We start from the raw sequence: 23,455 nt of genomic DNA, 5'->3' as shown, positions 1-23,455 counted from the left end.
ATTAATCTTCAAAAGTTTCTTTTAATTTATCCATAAAGCCCTTTTTCTTCGGCTTTTCCGCACCCGCATTCTTCTGGTTTAAGGAATTTCCGGTTGCTGCATCAAAGCTGCGAAGCGCTTCTTTTGCATCTTCATTCAGCTTGGTCGGTACCTGTACCACCAAGGTTACATAGTGATCTCCGCGAACAGATTTATTGCGCAGTGAAGGCACGCCTTTTCCTTTTAAACGCACTTTGGTATCTGTCTGGGTACCTGGTTTTACATCATACAGTATATCACCGTCTACGGTACTGATCCGTACTTCACCACCCAGAGCTGCCTGTGCAAAAGAGATCGGTGCTGTTGAGAAAATATTCATATCCTGTCTCTGGAAAATAGGATGTCTTGCAACTCTTACTTCCACCAGAAGGTCTCCTCTTGGACCGCCGTTTGTGCCAGGCTCACCTTTATCACGAATACGGATGCTCTGACCGTCATCAATACCTGCCGGTACACTGACAGCAATTTTCTTTCTGTTGGATGTATAGCCGCTTCCATGACAATCGGTACATTTTTCTTTTACTATCTTACCTGTTCCGCTACAGTCCGGACAGGTCTGCACATTACGAACTGTGCCAAATAAGGACTGCTGTGTAAATACAACCTGGCCTTTACCACCGCATTTCGGACAAGTCTCAGGACTTGTTCCCGGTTTTGCACCGGTTCCGTGGCAGGTTTTACACTCATCCTTTAAATTTAAATCCAATTCCTTCTCGCAGCCAAACACAGCCTCTTCGAAGGTTATACGTACACTGGCGCGAAGATTGGCACCTTTCATAGGACCGCTGTTCGCACTTCTTCTTCCGCCGCCAAATAAATCGCCAAAGATATCTCCGAAAATATCTCCCATATCGGCGCCATTGAAATCAAATCCACCGAAGCCGCCAGCTCCGCCGCCTCCCTGGTCAAAAGCTGCATGACCAAACTGGTCGTACTGCCTCTTTTTATCAGCATCACTCAGAACTGCATATGCTTCTGAAGCCTCTTTAAATTTCTTTTCCGCCTCTTTATCTCCGGGATTCATGTCAGGATGATACTTTTTGGCTAACTGTCTGTATGCTTTTTTAATCGTAGCATCATCAGCGCCTCTGTCTACGCCGAGGACCTCGTAATAATCACGTTTGCTCTCTGCCATTTTGTTCACCTTTCCTAATACAGATTCTGCCTGATGTAGCCATCAAACAGTTTCCCTGTTAATTCCATTCATATCAATGACTTCAGCAGCCAGATGCTGCTGAAGTCATTGTTTCAAGTATCTATTCTACACTTCTTTGTAATCGCCGTCAACTACATCATCTGCCTGGTAAGCTTCGCCGCCTTCCGGAGCCGGGCCTGCACCTTCTGCTCCTGCCGCTCCCTGAGCCTGCTCATATACTTTTGCAAATAATTTCTGAGCGCTTTCCATTAATTTTTCTTTTCCAGCCTTGATTTCAGCAACCTGAGCTTCAGTCATTTCTTCCGGATTGGATTTTTCAATTAATTCTTTTAATGCTGCAAGATCAGCTTCCACAGCGGTCTTGTCATTAGCATCAATCTTATCGCCTACTTCTTCTAATGCTTTTTCTGTCTGGAATACCATAGAATCTGCATCATTGCGGGCATCAATTGCTTCTTTACGTTTTTTGTCCTGTGCTTCGTATTCAGCAGCTTCTTTTACTGCCTTATCGATTTCATTGTCAGACATATTGGAACCGGAAGTAATTGTAATATGCTGTTCTTTGCCTGTTCCAAGATCTTTTGCAGATACATTAACAATACCGTTTGCATCGATATCGAAAGTAACTTCGATCTGAGGAACACCTCTTCTTGCTGGTGGGATTCCGTCCAGTCTGAACTGTCCAAGAGATTTGTTATCTTTGGCAAACTGTCTTTCACCCTGTACTACATGGATATCAACTGCTGTCTGGTTATCTGCTGCAGTTGAGAAGATCTGGCTCTTCTTTGTAGGAATTGTTGTATTTCTCTCGATCAATCTGGTAGCAACGCCGCCCATTGTTTCGATAGAAAGTGACAATGGTGTAACATCCAATAATAAGATATCGCCTGCGCCTGCATCGCCTGCTAATTTACCACCCTGTACGGATGCACCTAATGCAACACATTCATCCGGGTTTAAAGTTTTGCTTGGCTCTTTACCTGTCAGGGATTTTACTTTGTCCTGTACAGCCGGGATACGTGTTGATCCACCAACCAATAATACTTTAGATATTTCGCTTGCTGTTAATCCTGCGTCTTTTAACGCTGTTGTAACAGGTGTAGCTGTTCTTTCTACTAAATCATGTGTCAGCTCATCAAATTTAGCTCTTGTCAGGTTCATATCAAAATGTTTTGGACCTTCTGCTGTAGCTGTGATGAATGGCAGGTTGATATTTGTTGTAGTTGCGCTGGAAAGTTCTTTCTTAGCTTTTTCAGCTGCTTCTTTTAATCTCTGAAGAGCCATCTTGTCATTAGATAAGTCCACACCTTCATTTTTCTTGAATTCTGCTAACATATAATCTGTGATCTTCTGGTCGAAGTCATCTCCACCAAGTCTGTTATCACCTGCAGTAGATAATACTTCGATAACACCTTCACCGATTTCAATAACGGATACGTCGAATGTACCGCCACCTAAGTCATATACCATGATTTTCTGTTCTTTTTCGTTGTCAAGACCATAAGCAAGAGCTGCTGCTGTTGGCTCGTTGATAATACGTTTTACATCTAATCCTGCAATTTTACCTGCATCTTTTGTTGCCTGACGCTGAGCATCATTGAAGTAAGCAGGAACGGTAACAACTGCTTCCGTAACTTTTTCACCAAGGTATGCTTCCGCATCTGCTTTCATTTTCTGAAGGATCATAGCAGAGATTTCCTGTGGTGAATATTTTTTATCATCAATAGCTACTCTGTAATCTGTACCAATATGCCTTTTAATAGAAGAAATTGTTTTGTCTGCGTTTGTTACTGCCTGACGTTTAGCAGGTTCACCTACCAGTCTTTCTCCTGTTTTTGTGAATGCCACTACGGATGGTGTAGTTCTGGCACCTTCTGTATTGGCGATAACTACTGGTTTACCACCTTCCATAACTGCTACACAGCTATTTGTTGTTCCTAAGTCGATACCGATAATTTTTCCCATTGTTGTTTCCTCCTAATTTAATATATTATGATTTGAGATTGTTATTTACTATTTAAAAGAGGTGACTGTTACATCACACAATTTGCTTAATTTGCCACCTTAACCATGCTGTGTCTTACTACATTTTCACGGTAGGTGTAACCTTTTTGGAATTCCTCGGCAACTATATTATCACCAAGTTCTTCATCTTCAATATGCATTACCGCATTGTGGAAATTCGGATCAAATTCCTGTCCCACAGCCTCAATTGCCTTTACTTCTAATTCTTCTAAAGTTCCTATAAGCTGTTTGTAGATTTTTTCCATTCCTTCAGCAAAAGGATCATCTTTTTTATCTTCCGGAACTGCTGCCAATCCTCGTTCGAAATTATCTACAACCGGAAGCATTTTTTCAATTACACTTTTTGCTCCCACTTCAAACATTGCGCTCTTTTCTTTTTCCGTTCTCTTACGGAAGTTATCAAATTCTGCCATCTGGCGTTTCAGCCTGTCTGTCAGTTCTTCAATTTGAACGTCTTTCTTATCTTTCTTGTCTTTTTTCTTGCCAAAGAAACCTTTTTTTACTTCTTTGCCGTCTCCTGATTCTTTTTCAGCTTCTTCTTTTTCTGTATCTTCGTCAGCTTCTTCACTTTCAGGAGTTTCGTTTAAAGTTTCTGCGGCTTCCTCTTCCGCATTTTCTTCTACTGCTTCCTCTGTGGCCTCATCTACCTTGTCTTCCACAGATTCTTCCATTTCTTTTTTTAAATTTTCGTCTGCCAATTTTGTTACCGCCTTTCCCTAGCTTTTATCAAATAATTCATCCAGCTGCACCATTAATGTTTTCAATGTATTCACAACCTTCTCGTAATCCATTCGCTTTGGGCCGATAATACCTATCGTACCCTGCATTCCTTCACCTAATTCATAGGTAGCTGTTACTACACTGCAGTCTTTCATATTCTTCACCGGTGTTTCATCACCGATATAGACTTGTATGCCATTGTGCTCCCCCTCGGACATGGTTTCATGTACAAGGCTTACCAGCTGCTGCTTCTCTTCCAATGCACTGATCAGCTCGCTGGCCCTTTCACTGTCGCTAAGCTCCGGATATTTAAAAATATTAGTTGCGCCGCTGGTATAAATCTCCAGATCGTCGTCATCCAGTCTTATTGCTTCTGCTACAGCGTCCAGAACACTGTTTACTACCTGGCTGTGAATGCCTGCCTGTTCTTTTAATTTCGCAATCATCCCAAGATTGATCTGTTCTATAGTCAATCCGTTTAAGCTTGTGTTTAGTAAAATATTCAGCTTCAGGATGGTCTCATTATCCAGGCAGTGTTCTATATGAAGCATCTTATTCTTGACTACATTACCTTCTGTCACAACTACGGCCAGTATCTGGTCTTCGCTTACCATAGACAGTTGAATGAACTTAAGCTTCGTCCGGTGATACTGAGGTGCCGTTATCATGGTAGCATAGTTGGTATTTAACGCCAGAACCTTTGCCACCTGTTTTAACACCAGATCCATCTTATCCTGCTTCTGAATCATCAGTTCTTTCATTTCGGTAACTTCCCGCTCTTTTTCCTCCATCATCCGGTCAACATATAATCGGTAACCTTTATCAGAAGGAATCCTGCCAGCTGAAGTGTGTGGTTGAATGATATACCCCAATTCCTCCAGATCTGACATTTCATTGCGAATTGTTGCGGAACTCAGATTCAAATCAGCATACTTAGATATCGTTCTGGATCCTACCGGTTCTCCGGTTTCCAGATACGTTTTTATAATGGCATGAAGAATTTTCGTCTTTCTTTCATCTAGCTGCATCCTTAAATCCTCCTTCCTTTTTAGTTGTTGTTAGCACTCGTCTGAGTGGAGTGCTAACATCTATGTACATAAAATAGCACTCTGCCTTTTTTTTGTCAATAGTATTTATACTTTTTTTAGAAATTATTTTAATTTTTATATTTAACAAAGTATATCATGGATTTAAAAAAGCTTGAACTATTTGACATTTATAGGTAAAATAGTATAGTGAATTTTATCGTTCATGCAATTTCTAACTGCTTTGGTACTAAATACAACAGGATAAGACTAGGAAAGGATACTGCCCACCCGGCAGCATGAATATTATGAAAAAAGGAAATACGCTGATTGTGATCTTTGCATCATTATCAATAGCAGCTTTACTGGCGCTGTCCGCCATTCTGATGCTCTATATGATGGAAGATACAAACCCACTCAAGAAATACCTCCCTTTTTATGAAAATGCCCAAAATGGAGGAAATAATGCCTTTAAAAGTGAAAATGAACAAATGTCTGCTGATCATTTATCCAACCAGGCAAACGGCAATTCTGCAGCAGATGCGGATTCTTCTTTCGTTCTGGTAGGGGATTCCCGAACTGTCGCTATGAAAGAGGCCATGAAATCTGATTCTTCAGATTCTACTGTATATATTGCAAAAGAGGGCGAAGGATATGAATGGTTCAAGCAGACAGGCCTGACGGAGTTAAAAGGTGTCCTGGCTGAATCACCTGACGAGACAGTCGTCTTCAATCTGGGCGTCAATGATGTAGAAAATATCAGTCTTTATCTGACACTATTTAAGGAATTGATTCAGAGCTATCCCGATGCATCTTTCTATTTTATGTCTGTGAATCCTGTAAATGAAGAAAAGTGCAAGGGAATCACAAATGCTGAAATCCAAAATTTTAATGGATCTCTTCAGGAGATATTCAGTAACCGATACCTGGACTGCTACAATTATCTCATAAAGAATGGATTCGATACAGTGGACGGTCTTCATTATACTCAGGATACTTCGAAAACCATCCATCAATATCTGACTGATCAAATTTTCCACTCATAATAAAATGCCTTAGCAAAGACCATCTCGTCTCTGCAAAGGCATTCTTTTTCACTGGATCCTGTCCTAAAACTGGTACAGGCTTTCCAACTCATCCTATATTAAATATATGTATCCTAAAATTCTTCTTCCAGCACCCCACTCATACATATTTCCATAGTGGAAAGATATATTCGAAGCAGTTGGTTTTACACTAGTCATGCTGTATCCGGATTCGGAAACGTATGGCACACCATTGATAATCGCCTCAACCATTGCAATATGTGCATCTCCTGAAGAGTTGTAATCAAAGATTACTAATGAACCAACCTTTGGAGTAGAACCATACGCATAGACCTTGTCTTTCTTATTTGCGTTCCAGATACCTACCGGATCAGGTCCGAAGATAGACATATTTGGAGACTTTCCTGCCTGCAGCATAACTTCTCTTGCTCTTCCGCATGCATACCAGGTACAATTGCCTCTGTTATAGCCACCGCTGGTCTTCTTACCCGTTGGTGCCAGATAATCAAAGTTGAAGTAAATATTATAGAGTCCTGAATAGTAACTTCCATTATTCAGATCTGGCGGAACTGTTCGCTGAACAAAATTAGCTGTCGATCCACTGGAATTTCCTCCTGAATTACTGCCTCCTGAAGAACCTCCGTTTGAACCGTTATCCGGATTGGAAGGTGTATTGCTTTTTACGGTCAGGGTTCTTTTTACCAATGTTTTGGCTTTCCCTGATTTATCCTTTGCAGTTACAATATACTTATAGGTACCTGCCGGTAGTGTATTAAATGACATCGCACTGTCAATTTCAAAACCTATTTTAAAAGTCTTGGTATTTGGCTTCACTGATCTGGAGAACTTGGTTGCCCCGCCTGCATCAGTAACCTTCGCCGTTACATTCGTAATCTTATAATTGGATTTTACCGTTCCGCCTACCGTATAGAGCCCACCTGCATTTATTGCAAAATCGGAACTTGGTACCGGACTTGTAATCTTTAGGTTGGAAGTTTTAGTGACAACATTGAATGTTCTTTTCACCAAAGTTCTTGATTTCCCAGACGCATCTTTCGCCGTAACCTTGTATAAATACTTACCTTTTTTTAATCTGTCAAACTGTAAAGCATAATCAGCCGGTGAATATGCCAGATTGTATTTCTTCGTATTCGGATAAATATTACTCTTATAATACGATTTCTTACCAGAAGAATTGTATATTCCTGCGGTTATCCTTTTGATCTTATAATTTGATGAGATCCTTCCCTTTAGTGAAAAGCTGGTTCCTAACTTATGAGATACCGGATAACTATGTCCGCTAATCTTTAGTCTGGAGGCTGCCGCTGCTTCCGGCTTCATTGGTATAATCATGCCAACTACTAGACAACACATCAAAATTAAAACTTTAACCTTTTTGTTCATATAAATTCCCTTGTTTTCTTCATACTCCATTTCAAAGTTACGAGCTAATTATACACAATATATTACGACTTTTCAACCACTATTTAACATTTCTTTAAAATTTAATTAATTTCCTTCAGAAATTTGGTTATATTTTGCAGTTAAAAAACCGGATTTATTACACTTTTTATAGCTATAGCAAAAACTGCGCCAGTGTATAATTGCTTAAATCAAATCCTTTTTCTGTTAAGAAGACTCTTTCATCCTCAGTCTGCACCAGCCCTTCATTTTTCAAGCCAAGCACTGTCTTTCCATAGACAGCAGAAAATGGAGTATGGAAAGCCGTCTCGAATTCTACTGTTGAAATTCCCCCTTTCATACGCAGCCCCAGGAACATAGTTTCTTCCATTTGTTCCTGTAAAGACAGCACCTCCCTTTCTTCTTTCTTAAAAATTCCCTGGTTGTACTGTGCTAAATCTACTGTATTGCGAAAACGCACATTGTCTATGAGCGATGAGGCACCTAAGCCAAATCCCAGATAATCCTGCCTCAGCCAGTAAGCCTGATTATGCCTGCATTCGTATCCCGGTTTTGCATAATTAGAAATTTCATACTGTTCCAGTCCATATTCCCCAGTCAGGCGCCGTGTCTCATAGTACATCCCGCGTTCCTCTTCTTCCGAAGGAAGTATGTGACAGTCTTCACCCATATCCCGAAGTTTTGCATCATCGGCATACTTCTCATAGAACGGTGTTCCCTCTTCTATGATCAGGCTGTAAGCGGAGATATGCTCTACCTTCAGCCGCAATATCTTTAACAGGCTTTCTTTCCAGGAATCTGCTGTCTGCCCTGGGAGAGCTGACATTAAATCCACATTAATATTAGAAAATCCTGCTTCTCTTGCCAGGTGAAAGCCTTTTAGAAAATCATCATATGTGTGAATTCTTCCAAGAAGCTTTAACTCCTTGTCGTGAACAGACTGAAGCCCCAGACTGAGACGGTTAATGCCCTGTCTCCGGTAAGTGTAAAGCTTATCTTTCGTAAGCGTTCCAGGATTTGCTTCTGTCGTAATCTCTGCATCCTCGTCCATATTGAATTTATTCTGAATTGCCTCCAGAATCCTGCCGGTCTCCTCTTCCTTTAGCACGGACGGCGTACCTCCTCCAATAAATATAGAAGTAACGTGCCATCTTTTCACGTCTTCAAACTGTTGGATTTCAGATATCAGGGATTCTGCATATTTTTTTCTTGCCTCCTCTTCAGAAGTAAAAGACAGGAAATCACAATATGCGCATTTACGAATACAAAATGGTATATGAATGTAGATGCCTAAATTTTTCGTCTGTTCCATTTTATTCATCCTCTCCGGAACAGCAATGTTGACGGGTGAACCGGCAGCACTGCTGTTCCTTATTTGGCTGTTCTTTATTTTACTTTAATTGAATTTATTTTTGATATGCTTCCATCGCTTGTCCTGGTATGGTAAGCGCGGACTTTATAATAATATACTTTCTTAGATTTTATTTTCTTAGTATCTTTATAACTTGTTTTTGCAGTTACTGCAACCTTTTTATATTTTCCTTTCTCTTTATCTGAACGGTAAACCACATATTTTTTCGCTCCGGAAATCTTATCCCAGGATATTTTGACCTGTTTCTTTTTCACGGATTTCAGCTTTATATTGGGGACAGTAAGCGCTTTTGTTTTCAGCTTTGTAACCGCTGAATATTTGCCGGAGTTTTTATTAACCGCCTGAATCTTATAATAGTATGTTTTTTTCGGAACTACTTTTGTATCTTTGTAGCTGGTCTTCTTCGTTTCAGCCTGCAGTTCATATTTCCCATTTTTCTTCACTGCACGGTAAACTTTATAGGAAACAGCATTAGCTGCCTTTTTCCATGTCAGCTTCAGGCTGGATGCCTTAATAGATGCTCCTTTTAGCTGAACCGGTTTTGCCACTGCCGGCTCCGGCTTTGGCGCTGGTTCCGGCTTTGGTTCTGGTTTCGGTTCTGGTTTCGGTTCCGGTTTCGGCTCTGGTTTGGGCTCTGGTTTGGGCTCCGGTTTCGGTTCCGGATCGGGTTCAGGCTGTACTTGCGTCTTTTGGAATTCAGCCAATAATTTCCGGTTTGCTGATACCGTAAAATTATAAGCTGCCTCTGAAGATACTTTATTTTCGTCACTTACTTTATCTTCATACCATCCTCGAAACTCATAGCCTTCATCTGCAGCTGCCATTACCGCAACTGTACTTCCCTCCTGAACTTCAATTCCAGAAAGTTCCCCTTCTTCTGATTCGATATAAGCCCTGCCGCCTTCTGATGCCGTTACCGAGATCTGATAGCTGGGAATCACGGGTTGGGATTCCTTCGTAAAGGACTGATATTGATAGTATGTCTGGTTATTCCTATCTTTTCCACAATAAACAGCAATATTCTCTGCATTGCCGCCAATCTTCACAAAGGTATCATCAAAGCTGACCGTAACCTTGCCGTCTTTTACCTTCCCGACACCTGCATAAATTCCATTTACGGTCAGTGCTATTTCCGTGATCTCCTTTGGCACTGTAACTGTCGCTGTATTTATGTTATTTTGGGATACGTCTAATTCTCCTGTTATGCCGTCGTCCAGTCTGTTTGTATTCCAGGAATCCATCAGAGATTCTACGGTAGCGAACTGATTATCCAGCCAGAAAATTCTTGTTGTCAGGAAATTTTTCAGTTCATTAACTTGATAATCAAATCCCCCATGCGGAAACCCTCCACTTCCATTCCATCTCTCTGTATTTGCCTGGGCTGCAGGGCCTAAATAACTTCTGTTTGTATTTATGATGCCATTCGTACTGATCAGATCCCGGAGATAAGTCCCGCGTATTTCCTGATACAGTTCTCTTGCTTTTATGGCAAAGTAAGGATCCTGTATCATATATTTATACCATTGATATTTCTGCTTATCATCATTAAAATGAAGGGTTTGCCACTCTAATGGAAAATTTGTTGCACTGATATCTGATGCTGATGACCAGTCCATATCCCAGATTGGTCCCATGCTGAAAAGACCATTAATGTCTTTATACATATACGTGCTTTTCTTCATTGCATCCTCGTTCATAAATAATTCATTTACCATCCAGAATTTCACAAGGGAATCCATATCAAATAACTGCGGGTAGCTTACTTGATTCTGGTTCCAGCTACTCGAAAAATCATAGGACTGTATCGCCCTTTCAAAAGCATTTAAATAATCACTGGCATACTGCATTAACTCTCTATTAGAATTAACATATTCTGGACTTTTGAACTTTAACAGATGCCCCAATGATGTATTGAAAGACGATATTTCATCGTTATAAGAATCTAATTCTATCAAGAAACCACCTGACAGTTTTGGTATCTTAATTTTTTTGTAATTATCCAGATTGTAATTTTGTCCATTAAAATAAACTTGATGAGTAGTAGCCCATGTCATATCCTTAAGCATTGTATTTTCTAAATCCGCAACAAGATTTTTATCAAAATCCGACGTCTTGTCTTCTGCTATAATACCGGCAAAGTCCTCGGAAGCCTTCTCCCAATCATAAATATCCACACGGTTTCCATCCGATTTATAATCCACACGGATCTGCTCACAAAACTGGTAGATTCCGTCATATCTGCCATTCATGATCAATACCACATCCGTCGACTGCATATAGGGCATACCCAGGAATCCGGACAATTCATATGCCAGTTTATTGCGCATCAGGGCACCATCCAGGTGATTAGCAAGAAGAACCCAGTGTTTGTTCTTACCAAATCCAAACATATCTGTCTTTTTATCCAGCTTGATTTTATATGGTTTTTTATCATATCCCATCGTACTGTTGCCGCGGTATCTTATTTCGATATTACCATTATAAACAGTTGCATCCTGATTCATATATTCTTCATTCCGCTTTGTGGTCAGGGTTCCCGCAACGTAATCCTCTTTGTTTTGGATCTCCGCCTCTGTAGTTACATACATAACCGGAAGCTGGCTGCAATATAAACTGCAGGAATAACTATTTTTTCCACCCTCCGTATAGACCGTCACTTCAATAAAAGATTCCAGATCTTCTTCCGATGGAATGTAGGAGTTTGTGTCATTATCGATTGCATTACCATTCACGGACCACTTATATTGGTAGTCCCCGGCTAAAGAATCCCCATGCAGCTCCACTTCCAGCGCCATACCCGGCTTCGCATATTCTGTTGTAAATTCTGCATAAACTGCAGCATTCTCAGCCTTAGCTGTCAATACAGGGACCATCATCCCCAGCAGACAAACCCCCGCTGCCATAAATATGTAAACATAAACGGCGGCAGCAAACTTCCCCAATAAATACTTCCTTAATAAATACGTTCCTTCTAAACGTCTTCTTTCTAAATTCCCTCTTTCTAAATACCTTCTCTCTCCCATCTCTTTTTCTCCTCTCACATTATTTTTTTCTCATTGCTTACCCCTTTTCCCCTGCATATCCAACACTCAATTTCTGCTTGGAGTATAACATTTTTCCCTATATTTTACAACGGAATCCGGCTCTATATCAGGGAAGTATAACAATGCATAAAATATAAACCAATATTTCTAAAATTCATTTAAAATGTCTTGACTTTCAAACTATTTAGAGTTATCATAGTGATATCAATTTAATATCATTTTAATCATCTGAAGGAGGATGGGATTATGGAGATCAACAAACAGAAGATAACAGAAGAGAAAAACTTAAAAGCGGCAAACGGCATGGGGATGTTATTTCTGTGCATTATCGGTCTTTTAGGAAGTGTTGCCCTATTCATTGCAGGCATGTCAGTATTTGAAGGTGCTTTACAAGGAATTTTAGCTGTATTGTCAATTATCATTTTCATTGCTGCATGTATTGGATTCGGAGGTTTGAAAGTCATCAATCCGAATGAAGCTCTGGTTCTTGCCCTTTTTGGTAACTACTACGGAACCTTAAAAAACGATGGATTTTTCTGGGTGAACCCATTTTGCTCCGCAATTAACCCAACTGTCAAAAAGTATGTAAGCGCCTCAGCCGGAAACGGTGCAGCCGTTAACATTGGAGGCGAAGGAAGCAAAAAAATATCTCTTAAGACATTGACTTTAAACAATGAAAAGCAAAAGGTGAATGACGAACTTGGTAATCCGATCGAAATCGGAACTGTAGTAATCTGGAAAGTAGAAAATGCCACAAAAGCTGTATTAAATGTAGAAAACTACAAAAAATACCTTTCTATCCAGTGTGACGCGATCACACGAAATGCAGCCAGAAGATATCCTTATGATACCAGTGAAGGCGGGGATGAAAGATCACTTCGCGGCAGCAGCCAGGAAGTCGCTGATATTATGAAAGGCGAGCTGCAGGAAAAAGTAGAGGATGCGGGAATCAGCATTATTGAAGTTCGTATTACCCATCTCTCCTACGCTCCTGAGATCGCATCTGCAATGCTTCAGAGGCAGCAGGCAGCCGCTATTATCGATGCCCGTCAGAAAATCGTAGAAGGTGCTGTCAGCATGGTGGAAATGGCTTTACAGAAATTAAGCGAAAACGAGATCGTGGAATTAGACGAAGAAAGAAAAGCTGCTATGGTAAGCAATCTTCTGGTTGTACTCTGCGGTAACAAAGATGCCCAGCCCATTGTAAACAGCGGCTCACTTTATTAACACAAATACCATTATTTCTATAAAAAAAGGGAGGATGGCAGCGTTGGAGAATAAACCAAAAGATAAAAGTAAAAAACAGGTTCCCTTAAGGCTGTCTGCCAGCCTCTGGAATGACCTGGCCCAATGGGCGGAAGATGACTTCCGCTCCATTAATGGGCAAATCGAGTATTTATTGACAGAATGTGTAAAACATCACAAAAACAAGGATTCCTGAGCCGGAATCCTTGTTTTATTTCAAATATAACATTCATTTTAAAAATTTTAATACTCAGCGAACTAACCTGAGAAGTTCTGTATATGACTGAACAAAAATTTTACTTATCATCCAGCTTCAGTACGCTCATAAAAGCTTTCTGCGGAATCTCAACATTACCAATCTGCCTCATACGCTTCTTACCTTCCTTCTGTTTCTCAAGAAGTTTTCTCTTACGGCTGATATCACCGCCGTAACATTTTGCAAGAACGTCTTTACGCATAGCTTTTACAGTCTCCCGGGCAATGATCTTACTTCCGATTGCTGCCTGAATCGGGATTTCAAATAACTGCCTTGGAATCTCTTCTTTCAGCTTTTCACACATTTTACGCCCTCTTTCATAAGCGGTTGCCGCATGTACGATAAAAGACAGAGCATCTACATCTTCCCGGTTAACCAGGATGTCCAGTTTCACCAGTTCCGAACGTTCATAGCCTTTCATTTCATAGTCAAATGAAGCATAGCCTCTGGAACGGGACTTCAGCGCATCGAAAAAGTCGTAGATGATTTCATTTAATGGCAGTTCATATTTTAATAATGCCCTGGTCTCTTCCATATATTCCATCCCTAAGTATACACCTCTGCGTTCCTGGCAGAGTTCCATAATGGAACCGATGAATTCCGTTGTTACCATGATCTCGGCGCTTACTACCGGTTCTTCCATATATTCGATTTCGGAAGGATCAGGAAGGTTTGACGGGTTGGTGAGTTCAATCACATCGCCATTCGTTTTATATACCTTATAGATAACACCCGGCGCCGTTGTTACCAGATCCAGGTTGTATTCCCGTTCTAAACGTTCCTGAATGATTTCCAGGTGTAATAGTCCCAAAAATCCACAGCGGAAACCAAAACCGAGAGCAATGGATGTCTCCGCTTCAAACTGCAGGGAAGCGTCATTTAACTGTAATTTCTCTAATGCATCCCGCAAATCGGGATATTTTGCTCCATCCGCAGGATACATACCGCAATATACCATAGGATTTACTTTTTTATAACCCGGAAGCGGTGCTGCACAGGGATTCTGCGCGTTGGTGATGGTATCTCCCACACGGGTGTCTTTTACATTTTTCAAGCTGGCTGTAATATAGCCAACCATTCCGGCACTTAATTCTTCACATGGTATGAATTGCCCCGCACCGAAATATCCGACCTCTACTACTTCCGCAGTTGCCTTTGTAGCCATCATAAGCATCTGGGTACCACGTTTTACCGAGCCTTCCTTGATTCTGCAAAATACGATAACTCCTTTGTAAGAATCGTAGATAGAATCAAATATCAATGCCTGCAATGATGCTTCAGGATCACCCTTAGGCGCTGGTATTTTATTTACGATCTGCTCTAAGACCTCCTCCACATTCAGCCCTGTCTTGGCTGATATCCGGGGTGCATCCTGGGCTTCAATCCCAATTACATCCTCTATCTCATTGATTACACGTTCCGGATCGGCACTTGGAAGGTCGATTTTATTGATAACCGGCATGACATCCAGGTCGTGATCCATTGCCAGATATACATTGGCAAGTGTCTGTGCCTCTATTCCCTGTGCGGCATCTACAACTAAGATTGCCCCGTCACAGGCAGCCAGGCTCCTGGAAACCTCATAGTTAAAATCCACATGCCCCGGCGTATCAATCAGGTTGAAAACATACTCTTCCCCGTCTTTCGCCTTATAGACGGTTCTTACAGCCTGTGCTTTAATGGTAATGCCCCGTTCTCTTTCTAAATCCATATTATCCAATACCTGAGCCTGCATTTCACGGCTGGTTAACAGACCCGTTTTCTCTATAATACGGTCTGCCAATGTTGATTTACCATGGTCAATATGAGCGATAATACAAAAATTCCTTATTTTGCTCTGATCTATCCCTGCCACGTCTGTTCCTCCTCAGTGGGTCGAATCGCTATCCGTCGACTTTATTTCTGCGGGCAACGAGCCTGGCGGACATGCTCGCATGTCCATCCGGCGACTGCCGCGAGGGTCAAATACTCCGCAGCTTGCGGCGGAGTATTTGACTTTCCAAGACAGTGTATCACATTTATTCCCCTCTTGTCTACTCCCCACTGAGCACCTGATGTAAAATATCTGCAAGCGGCAGCATGGCATTGCGCTCTTCCTCTACTGTGCTTAACTGGGTACCGGATTCCACAAGCAGGGTCTTGGGACGCAGATGCATGTTAAACCGGTATGCCATCAGATAATTACTTCTTGTAAAATCAGGATAATACTCCATGGCCTTTAATTTCATCTGAAATGCAAATGCCAGATTATCCGGAATATACGGATTGGGCAGATAGGTGATATCTCCATTCTGGGTTGTTCTGCTAAGTCCGTTGATAAACATGATCTGGGCGGTTTGCTTTCCGTCAATCTCGGTTACCATTTTCTTACCGTCCACTCCATCTCTATGTAAATCAATTACCACTTCGATCGACGGGTTATCCGCCAATACCTGAGATACTTCTTCAAAAGCCAGATCATATGCTTTATTCCGGTCCAGTTCTCCATCTATCAAATCATAAACCCCTGTATTATGGATAACATTATATCCATATTTATTCCGCAGGATATTGGACAGATACTCTCCGATTCCAACAATTGTGGTACTCACATCCCCCGGTATACTGTCTGCGAAAGCTTCCTGGGAATGGGTATGGTAGATTAAAATCTGTGGCTTGGAATTATCCTGTTCCAGAGTCATTTTTTCATTGATCAGATTATTTACATCCAAATGCTCCCTGTCAATCGTCGTCGTCATATCAATCGCATAGAAATTGTTTAGAACATAGTCATAATCCAGAAGTTTATCCATAGGAATCTCTGCGACGGGTGCACGCTTTATTACGCCTGCATCTGCTGCAACGCTGTCGGATCCATCCTGGTTGGATTCTCCTGTCTCGCTTTGCGTCTCTCCCTGTGCACTTGCCACCTCAGATTCCATGCTGGCATCTGTTTCATTGGTATCCTCCGGTATTTCTTCTTTGGGCCTTGGCACCATATTGTCCTCTGCCGCAGCTTCCGCAGCCAGAATCATTTCGTATTCGCTTTTACTTTCAATATTCTGCTCGTATCCTTCCTGCATGTTAACATATTCATACAAAGGAAAACTTTCACTAAACAAATCAGACAACCAATGCTCCCCATTGCTTGTCTGATTTGCCGAGTAGGAAAGTCCTGGCATAAAAGTGCCCACTGACATTTCCTCAATTCCTTTGTAGATATTGGAAACTACGGATGACTTCTCAAACCATCCGTTTTCCGATGCAATCCCGATTCCTCTATATATAATGTAACCCCCCAAAACAAAAAACAGCAGCCACAATATGATTCGTATCCATTTCTCCGCATGCTTCATATTCTCACCCCATATTCTTAAATATATGAGGTAAAACTAATTTTTATGCCAACTGCAATGCAATATTTAATGCTTCTGATATGGTATATCCGATTCGTTTCACTGTTTCGTCAATATCCTTTGGTGTTACAAACATGGTATTGAGGTGGGGTGAAATCAGCTCACTGATCATCTGATGCTTCTCCATCTGATTCATTGTTCCCAGTACGCCTCCCAAATCCTGCATCTGGGGAGTGGCATCCATGGTCGCAACCAGGTTTTCCATGGTGTCATTTACAATTGTGGCCGCATCCACAACTGTTGGGACTCCAATTGCAATTACGGGAATGCCAAGAGATTCTTCGTTAATACCGCTGCGATGGTTCCCTACTCCGGAACCCGGATTAATTCCCGTATTCGTTAACTGAATTGTTCGGCTGAGCCTTTTGGTGCTCCTGGCAGCCAGGGCATCAACTACAATGGCAAGATCCGGTTTGGTTTCATCCACAACACCCCGGATAATTTCTAATGTCTCCATACCGGTCTGCGCCATAACGCCCGGAACAAGACCGCTGACCTGATTTGCTTTCTCCATATCCATAGAAGCTTTACCATATTCTTTTATTACATGGCGGGTAATTTTCACATTGTTTACAACATTAGGGCCTATTGCATCGGGTGTTACTTCCCGGTTTCCAAGGCCTACGATCAGGACAGACTTTTCCTCTTCTCCCATCAGCTCTTTTAAATGTTTGGCAAGTTCTTTGCTGATCTCCCGATGATAATCCTCATCCGGCACTGACATATTAGGCGCTTCCAGCGTAATATACGTACCTACCGGTTTACCCATGGATTTTGCACCATTTTCTGTCTCAATTACCACTGTAGTCGTTTTGATCTCCAGTTTCTCGTCTTCCTCCTCCTCAATCCTGACACCTCTGATTTTGACGTCATCCTCTTCAAAACTCTCTTTTGCCTCTAACGCAAGGTCTGTTCGGATATTAAATTTACCCAGCATATGTTCCTCCTTCTATAGGGTGCGCTGTTATAATAGAAAAAAATCCATCGACAGACACACCGTCTCTTGTTTTTACTATTTTTTACATAATTTTGCGAATTATGTATTGACAAGTAAGATATCTTAGACTAGAATATATGAGTATGTTTACATTAGATCGTCCGTGTCCGGCTTTAATGTAACAATAGAAAATAATCATTTCAAATTAAAATATTTTGGAGGTGTACGGATTGGCTAACATTAAATCTGCAAAAAAAAGAATTTTAGTAAACAGGACAAAGGCTGAGCGCAACAAAGCAATCAAGTCTGGCGTTAAAACAGCTATTAAAAAAGTAGATGCTGCTGTTGTAGCACAGGATAAAGAAGCTGCTAAAGCTGCTTTATTATCAGCTACTGCTATCATTGATAAAGCTACTTCAAAGGGTGTTTATCATAAGAATACTTCTGCTAGAAAAGTTTCTCGTTTAGCAAAAGCAGTTAACAGTATCGCATAATTTTATACATGTTATAAGAACCTTCGGCACCGTCAACCGAAGGTTCTTTTTTTATTCTTTTTTCTTTTCACTTTACAGCCAAGTATCACCGCATATGTCATAATTTATACGCTGTGTGGCATGATCATGTCTGAAAATGATTATGTTCTTGATTTTCAAACACGTTCAAACACTACAGCGAACAGTTTATAAGTGGCTTATAGTTCACTATTACATGCAATGTTATGAGTTAATACTTGACATAGGGACTACCTGCGGGTTTATTATATTTGGGTTTTGCTGATTAATGACGCTTTGTAGATGGAGGTAGTGTACGGAAAGATGGGTGTGGAAAACTGGCATGGGCTCCGTCAGCTGGCCGCAGAACTGGTATTTTCTAACCTTTCCGAGATAGCATTCGTTGATACAAAGCTGGTTTTCTCGAGGGCACTGAAAAACATATGTTTTTAAATCCTTCCTTATTAATAAAACACAAAATCCACCAGACTCAAATTTTTCTGGTGGATTTTTGTACATTTTCTATGGATGATTCCTTTTTCTGAACTAGGGATTCCTTTATTTTCCCCCATCACTTTCATGATTCGTTTGAGGTTCACTGCAAATATTGCCATCGCCCCCTGCATTTCCATGCCAATAAGACCTGATGATGACGCAACGTCATAACCATGTCTATGTTTTAACTCGCTGTTTTTTGCTTCTATCTTATAACGCTCTTTTACTTTTTCTTTAAAATATTCCGTTTCCTGAAATTGTGCCTGTTCGCTATGGGTATCACTGATGACCGTCTCTGTATATGTCTTTTTTTTCGCTCCCTCTTTGTAGCATCCTTCTCTATAAAGGCATTTTTTACATTTTTTTATATCAAAAGTATAGGTTATCCGCGCATTCCTGCCCTCAGCTTTTTGTTTATTCAGATATTTATGGATTGCCATATGCCCTGCTTTACATTGATACATTAAAGCATCTTTGTTAAATTCAAATTTATCTTCCTTTTTACGATTTCCTTGTGTAACATTACTGCATAATCTAGCGACCAGTTCATAATCTTCTTCTCTTGCAGCATCTATATTTTTTTTGCTTGCATATGCCTTGTCACCAATAACTGTTTTAATCTCCATTCCTGCTTCCCTGCTTTTCTGTACCAGGGCTGCCAATTCCTTTCCATCCGTTTTCTCTCCGCTGGTTATTGTGGCAGCTGTAATAATTCTTTCTTCCGTCATGGCGATATGTGTTTTATATCCAAAGAAGGAGGTGTCTGCTGTCTTATGTCCAATTTTTGCATCCCCATCTTTTGAGGTATCCATTTGTTCAAGGTCATCACGGACAGCTTCTTCTAATAATTTCAATTTTTCCTGCACTTTGGGATAGCTGCATATCGTTTTATTCTCTTTTATAGTGGAAATAAGCTGATTGCAATACGCCAGTTCTTTTTCCAAAGAATCTTCTGTATTTTTAGCAGGAAACTGGTTTTTCATTGTTTCTTCCACTTCATAAACGGTACGCCGTAGTTTTTTTGACCTTTCCTGTAGTGCCTGCCGCGGAGTCATTTGATTGTATCTTGATTTTGTATGTGTGGCATCAACAATAATGGTTTTTGATTTTATGATTTCCTGCTCTAATGCAATCTGGACTGTTTTCGCAATCAGCATATCTAAAAGTGCCATATCTTTTAATCGCAATTTACGAAATTTCGTCAATGAGCTGGGATTAATAACCTCCTCCTCCGGCACCATATCCAGAAAGTATTTAAAAGACATATCATACCTGGAACGCTCTACGACATCAACATCCGATAGATCATAAATTGCTTTTAACAGCAGATATTTAAACATGCGGATAGGTGGAACTGCATTACGTCCGTTATCAAGACAATATTTATCAATTAACTCTTCATAAATAAATCCGAAGTTTACGAGTTCTTTTATCTGTCGGAGAAGATTATTCCTGGGAACCACCAATTCATATATTTTCATGTAGGAACTTAATACTAATTTTTGTTGTTGATCTACCATAAAAACACCGCCTTTATTTGATACATACATTATATCAAAAATAGACGGTAATATCTACTTTTTCAGTGGCCTCGAGAATACCAGCTTTGTATCAACGAATGCTATCTCGGAAAGAGAAGGGGGCGGACCAGGACATTGGTCCGTCCCCTTCTCTTTCCGTACACTACCTACATCTACAAAGCGTCTTTAATCAGCTAAACCCAAATTTAAGATGAAATTGTTCGCTGTAGTACTAGTATCTTCCGCGGCAGCCGTTTTTTGCGTTTACAGCAGATTCTCCAATTGCTCCCGGTATGAAAATCCTTCCATGAGTTTCAGCTTGTCCTTTTTCGGGAGTTTTTTAATCTCATATTCTCTTTTCATTGCCTCCTGTCTCGTTGCAAATATCTCACAATAAGCAAGAACTACCGGCCGCCTTCCTTTCGTGTACTTGGCACCTTTTCCACTGTTATGATCATCAATCCGTTTCTCCAGATTGTTTGTCCAACCGGTATAGTAGGTGTCATCACTGCACTTTAATATATACGTATAATTCATTTTACCTTCATCCTTTATTGTCTATGTAAAGCGCACATACAAGAACCTCATACATGCGCTTATTATAAAAAGCAATCGACGAAAAAGTACTTCACCCATATCAAATACGACAGTTTGCATTTGGAAATTGTAACGCCAAGTAAGAAAGATTCGATTGCGTATCCGCAGGTGTAACTTTATTCGGTACAGTGGAGTTCTTATCCGCTGTACTAATATAGTATACTCTCTTCTTCGGAAAGTGTGCAAGGTTTTTGAATGGTTGGGAAAAGGCCTTAAATCTTCTTCTTCCGATTAATCATGACGTGAACGTCACTTCTCCTGCCGGAAAGAATGAAAATTTAAGACCTTTATTTATCTTCTTGTTTATGATTACAATTGACTTTACTCCAGGTACAGGAATGGATCTACAGGTGTACCATCTTTTTTCATCTCAAAGAAAAGGTTGCTTCCTTCTTCGCAATAATATTTTGTAGGTTCGCTTACATAACCTATGATGGATCCTGTTTCTACAACATCGCCTACTGCTACCGGAACTTCTTTTAACTGTCCATATACCAATTCGTAGTTGTTTCCAATATTCATGGTGATAGTTGTTCCTGTTTCGTCATTTACGTCGATGGATTCTACAATGCCTTTTGCTGCTGCCAGAACTTGTCCGTTTACTTCACTCCCGATAATAAGTGCCGGATTATATTTGTAAACATTTAATGTTTTGAAGTATACGGTAGAGTCCATACTGTAGTCGATTAATACAGTTCCTGCTACCGGCCATGTCAATGTGCTGTTATCTCCAAAATCAACGGTTGGTTCTATTTTCGCCTGGATATTTGTTGAATTTGCATCTACGCTGTCTTCTGACTCTTTTGCTGTTTTTGCATCAGCACTTGTTTTTGCTTCGTTATCTGCCAGATATGCCGGGTCTACGTCCATATCATTTGCTAATGTAGGTTTAGAAGCGTCTGATTCTGTCTGATTTTTAGTGTCGCCGGATGTGGCATTCTTATTTCCGTTTTCTTTTGTGTTGTTCTCTGATTGTGATGTTTTATCTGTTGTGATTGGGTCCGATGGTTCCGGATCTTTTGGTTCTTCATTCAGGTCTACCAGATTCTGCTCTTCTTCTTTTGCATTTTGTGACAATTCCATAGTATAATAGGAAGCTGCTGCTACTCCTCCCACCAGACACAGACTCAATGCCACAATGGTTCCTTTTTTCTTAAAAAACTTTACAACATCTTTTTTCTGCATATTCTTCACCTCGTACTATTGATCAATTATGTTCAACAATAGCATTGCCAGTTTATGAAAGAATATACAATGTTTGAAAAATCGATTTATGAATTTATGGCATTTGTTTCTGTCTCTGAACTGTTTTGTTTTTCATTTATTTCTATCGTTACATTTTTAAAATAATATTGCAAAATCTCATCATATGGTTTTCCTGATTCTGCCATTCTCTCTGCTCCGTACTGGCTCATTCCCACACCGTGTCCCAATCCTTTGGTGGTAATCCGAATTCCTTTTTCTACCTGCTCCATTGTAAAACAGCTGGAATTTAAATTCAGAAATCTGCGGAATTCTTCACCAGGTATTTCTGTGTCACCAATCCGGATTTTTGTTATATAGCCAGCCTCATCATTACTTTCAATCTCCATATTGTCCCAAAGATTTGTTTTATTTAACTCCTCCGTTCCACTCTCATGATTATCTGTCTCTGAGGGTTCTGTCTGTGGTTCTGTCTGGGGTTCTGTCTGGGGTTCTGTTACAGCTTCTGTCTGACTTGCTTTTGGAGTTTCGGACTCTGCCCCGCTCTGCTTCCGGGTTTCTTTTCCATTTCCCGGATCTGTCCCGTTTTGCGTCTGCGTTCCCTTTGGAGATTCCGGTTCTGCTGCCTCGGTTAAAATTTCTGTTTCTACACCCGAAAGGTCTGTGGATATGGTATCCGGTCCCTGGTCTGCATTCCATGTAGTGGTGACGTTCTCTCTACCTTCTGCTTTCACATTTAATGCTGTTTCCTGCTGATAATTATCCTGTATTCTGCTTTCTTTGGCTCCCGTACCGGCAGTATGATCTGTAGAAACCTCAGTTCCTTCCGGATAATATGCTTTCATATCAGGATACTGCTCCCTGCATATTCGTAATATTTCTTCCGGATCGTATACTTCAGCGTGGAGATAACGTTCTGCCTCCACATCCTGAGCGCTCTGTACCGAAACCAGATATGGGTAACTCTGGCTTCCCAGAACATCATTTCCATTTCTTGTCCTTCCGGCACTGATCGCATGATAGGATGCCAGAATCAGATTCCCGTCATAGGTGAGAACCTGTCCGCTTGTTTCTCTGCTTGCCCTGCCGAATTTATCCCTGATTCCCAGTTCCTCCATCTGATCAACGGTTAGATACTTGTCTTTCAATAGTTCCGTTGGATGGTCCTCCAGCATCTTACATAGATTCGTTCTCGCTACCACCATCTGGGCTTTGATCGCCTCTGTCTGATAAGCGGATGGAATCTGTAAGGCTGTAACGCCCATTACATAGTCTTCAAAATTAACTTCACGTACTTTCCCGTCTACTTCTACCGAAATAAAGGAATGATCATCTCCTCTGTCCAAATAGGTTTGTCTTATCTTGCCGGACATAAGAACCGTAATAACATAAGGCAATAAGAGTACCAGTAAAATTAATGCTAGAATATTTTTTATTTTTTCCTTCATGGCGCACCTTCCTTGTCTT

18 protein-coding genes and 1 pseudogene are annotated in these 23,455 nt (G+C 40.7%); 5 read left to right on the top strand and 14 right to left on the bottom strand.

The features are described 5' to 3' along the window. Position 1 precedes the first annotated feature (1 nt). The 4 genes from dnaJ to hrcA form a co-directional block, all read right to left on the bottom strand. Positions 2–1,174 (bottom strand): molecular chaperone DnaJ, encoded by a 1,173-nt coding sequence (gene dnaJ / locus QR40_RS08760; RefSeq protein ID WP_044294381.1) that lies wholly within the window; start codon positions 1,172–1,174, stop codon positions 2–4. Between the two features lie 126 nt (positions 1,175–1,300). Next, positions 1,301–3,160 (bottom strand): molecular chaperone DnaK, encoded by a 1,860-nt coding sequence (dnaK, locus tag QR40_RS08755; RefSeq protein ID WP_027296977.1) that lies wholly within the window; start codon positions 3,158–3,160, stop codon positions 1,301–1,303. Positions 3,161–3,246: 86 nt separating this feature from the next. Further along, positions 3,247–3,891, bottom strand: a complete 645-nt coding sequence (grpE, locus tag QR40_RS08750) for a nucleotide exchange factor GrpE (RefSeq protein WP_081820514.1) — start codon at positions 3,889–3,891, stop codon at positions 3,247–3,249. 45 nt (positions 3,892–3,936) lie between these two features. Beyond that, entirely contained in the window at positions 3,937–4,968 is a 1,032-nt protein-coding gene (gene hrcA / locus QR40_RS08745; RefSeq protein ID WP_027296975.1) for a heat-inducible transcriptional repressor HrcA, read from the bottom strand. Between the two features lie 305 nt (positions 4,969–5,273). Between hrcA and QR40_RS08740 the strand changes: the two genes are divergently transcribed. Next, positions 5,274–6,011 (top strand): SGNH/GDSL hydrolase family protein, encoded by a 738-nt coding sequence (locus QR40_RS08740; RefSeq protein ID WP_141728555.1) that lies wholly within the window; start codon positions 5,274–5,276, stop codon positions 6,009–6,011. 93 nt (positions 6,012–6,104) lie between these two features. Here QR40_RS08740 and QR40_RS08735 read toward each other — a convergent pair whose 3' ends face one another. The 3 genes from QR40_RS08735 to QR40_RS08725 all read right to left on the bottom strand — a co-directional run bounded on the left by QR40_RS08735 (position 6,105) and on the right by QR40_RS08725 (position 11,828). After that, a complete protein-coding gene (locus tag QR40_RS08735) occupies positions 6,105–7,415 on the bottom strand; it encodes a CHAP domain-containing protein (RefSeq protein ID WP_160295789.1) in 1,311 nt (436 codons plus the stop codon). A 172-nt stretch (positions 7,416–7,587) separates the two neighbouring features. Further along, complete coding sequence (gene hemW / locus QR40_RS08730) at positions 7,588–8,745, bottom strand: radical SAM family heme chaperone HemW (RefSeq protein WP_044294376.1); 1,158 nt, start codon at positions 8,743–8,745, stop codon at positions 7,588–7,590. A 74-nt stretch (positions 8,746–8,819) separates the two neighbouring features. Further along, positions 8,820–11,828 carry a CotH kinase family protein gene (locus QR40_RS08725; protein WP_044294375.1) on the bottom strand — a complete coding sequence of 1,003 codons (3,009 nt, stop codon included), beginning with the start codon at positions 11,826–11,828 and terminating at the stop codon, positions 8,820–8,822. A 267-nt stretch (positions 11,829–12,095) separates the two neighbouring features. Between QR40_RS08725 and QR40_RS08720 the strand changes: the two genes are divergently transcribed. Together QR40_RS08720 and QR40_RS08715 are read left to right on the top strand one after the other, a co-directional pair. Then, entirely contained in the window at positions 12,096–13,076 is a 981-nt protein-coding gene (locus QR40_RS08720) for an SPFH domain-containing protein (RefSeq protein ID WP_027296971.1), read from the top strand. A gap of 34 nt (positions 13,077–13,110) precedes the next feature. Beyond that, a complete protein-coding gene (locus QR40_RS08715; RefSeq protein WP_044289791.1) occupies positions 13,111–13,290 on the top strand; it encodes a type II toxin-antitoxin system antitoxin in 180 nt (59 codons plus the stop codon). Between the two features lie 100 nt (positions 13,291–13,390). Here QR40_RS08715 and lepA read toward each other — a convergent pair whose 3' ends face one another. The 3 genes from lepA to gpr form a co-directional block, all read right to left on the bottom strand. Beyond that, positions 13,391–15,205, bottom strand: coding sequence for a translation elongation factor 4 (lepA, locus tag QR40_RS08710; RefSeq protein WP_027296970.1), 1,815 nt, complete (start codon positions 15,203–15,205; stop codon positions 13,391–13,393). Between the two features lie 178 nt (positions 15,206–15,383). Further along, positions 15,384–16,685, bottom strand: a complete 1,302-nt coding sequence (locus QR40_RS08705; protein ID WP_044294372.1) for a stage II sporulation protein P — start codon at positions 16,683–16,685, stop codon at positions 15,384–15,386. Between the two features lie 43 nt (positions 16,686–16,728). Continuing rightward, positions 16,729–17,682: a GPR endopeptidase gene (gpr, locus tag QR40_RS08700; RefSeq protein WP_027296968.1), complete on the bottom strand. Its 954-nt coding sequence runs from the start codon at positions 17,680–17,682 to the stop codon at positions 16,729–16,731. A gap of 230 nt (positions 17,683–17,912) precedes the next feature. Here gpr and rpsT point away from each other — a divergent pair, with 230 nt between their 5' ends. Together rpsT and QR40_RS31700 are read left to right on the top strand one after the other, a co-directional pair. After that, positions 17,913–18,176, top strand: coding sequence for a 30S ribosomal protein S20 (gene rpsT, locus QR40_RS08695; RefSeq protein WP_027296967.1), 264 nt, complete (start codon positions 17,913–17,915; stop codon positions 18,174–18,176). A gap of 309 nt (positions 18,177–18,485) precedes the next feature. Then, positions 18,486–18,626, top strand: a complete 141-nt coding sequence (locus tag QR40_RS31700; RefSeq protein ID WP_160295788.1) for a hypothetical protein — start codon at positions 18,486–18,488, stop codon at positions 18,624–18,626. 119 nt (positions 18,627–18,745) lie between these two features. Here QR40_RS31700 and QR40_RS08690 read toward each other — a convergent pair. The 4 genes and pseudogenes from QR40_RS08690 to QR40_RS29665 form a co-directional block, all read right to left on the bottom strand. Continuing rightward, positions 18,746–20,188, bottom strand: a pseudogene (locus QR40_RS08690) (IS1182 family transposase); the annotation flags it as partial. Positions 20,189–20,452: 264 nt separating this feature from the next. Beyond that, positions 20,453–20,725, bottom strand: a complete 273-nt coding sequence (locus tag QR40_RS08685) for a GIY-YIG nuclease family protein (protein WP_044290266.1) — start codon at positions 20,723–20,725, stop codon at positions 20,453–20,455. A gap of 381 nt (positions 20,726–21,106) precedes the next feature. Beyond that, positions 21,107–21,970: a M23 family metallopeptidase gene (locus tag QR40_RS08680; RefSeq protein WP_052430756.1), complete on the bottom strand. Its 864-nt coding sequence runs from the start codon at positions 21,968–21,970 to the stop codon at positions 21,107–21,109. Between the two features lie 86 nt (positions 21,971–22,056). Continuing rightward, positions 22,057–23,436 carry a SpoIID/LytB domain-containing protein gene (locus QR40_RS29665; RefSeq protein ID WP_052430755.1) on the bottom strand — a complete coding sequence of 460 codons (1,380 nt, stop codon included), beginning with the start codon at positions 23,434–23,436 and terminating at the stop codon, positions 22,057–22,059. Between the last annotated feature and the right edge of the window lie 19 nt (positions 23,437–23,455).

The sequence above is a fragment of the Robinsoniella peoriensis genome, from assembly GCF_000797495.1.
GTDB lineage: Bacteria > Bacillota > Clostridia > Lachnospirales > Lachnospiraceae > Robinsoniella > Robinsoniella peoriensis.
Note: the sequence above shows the minus strand (reverse complement) of the source record. Positions and strands in the feature narration are given on the sequence as shown.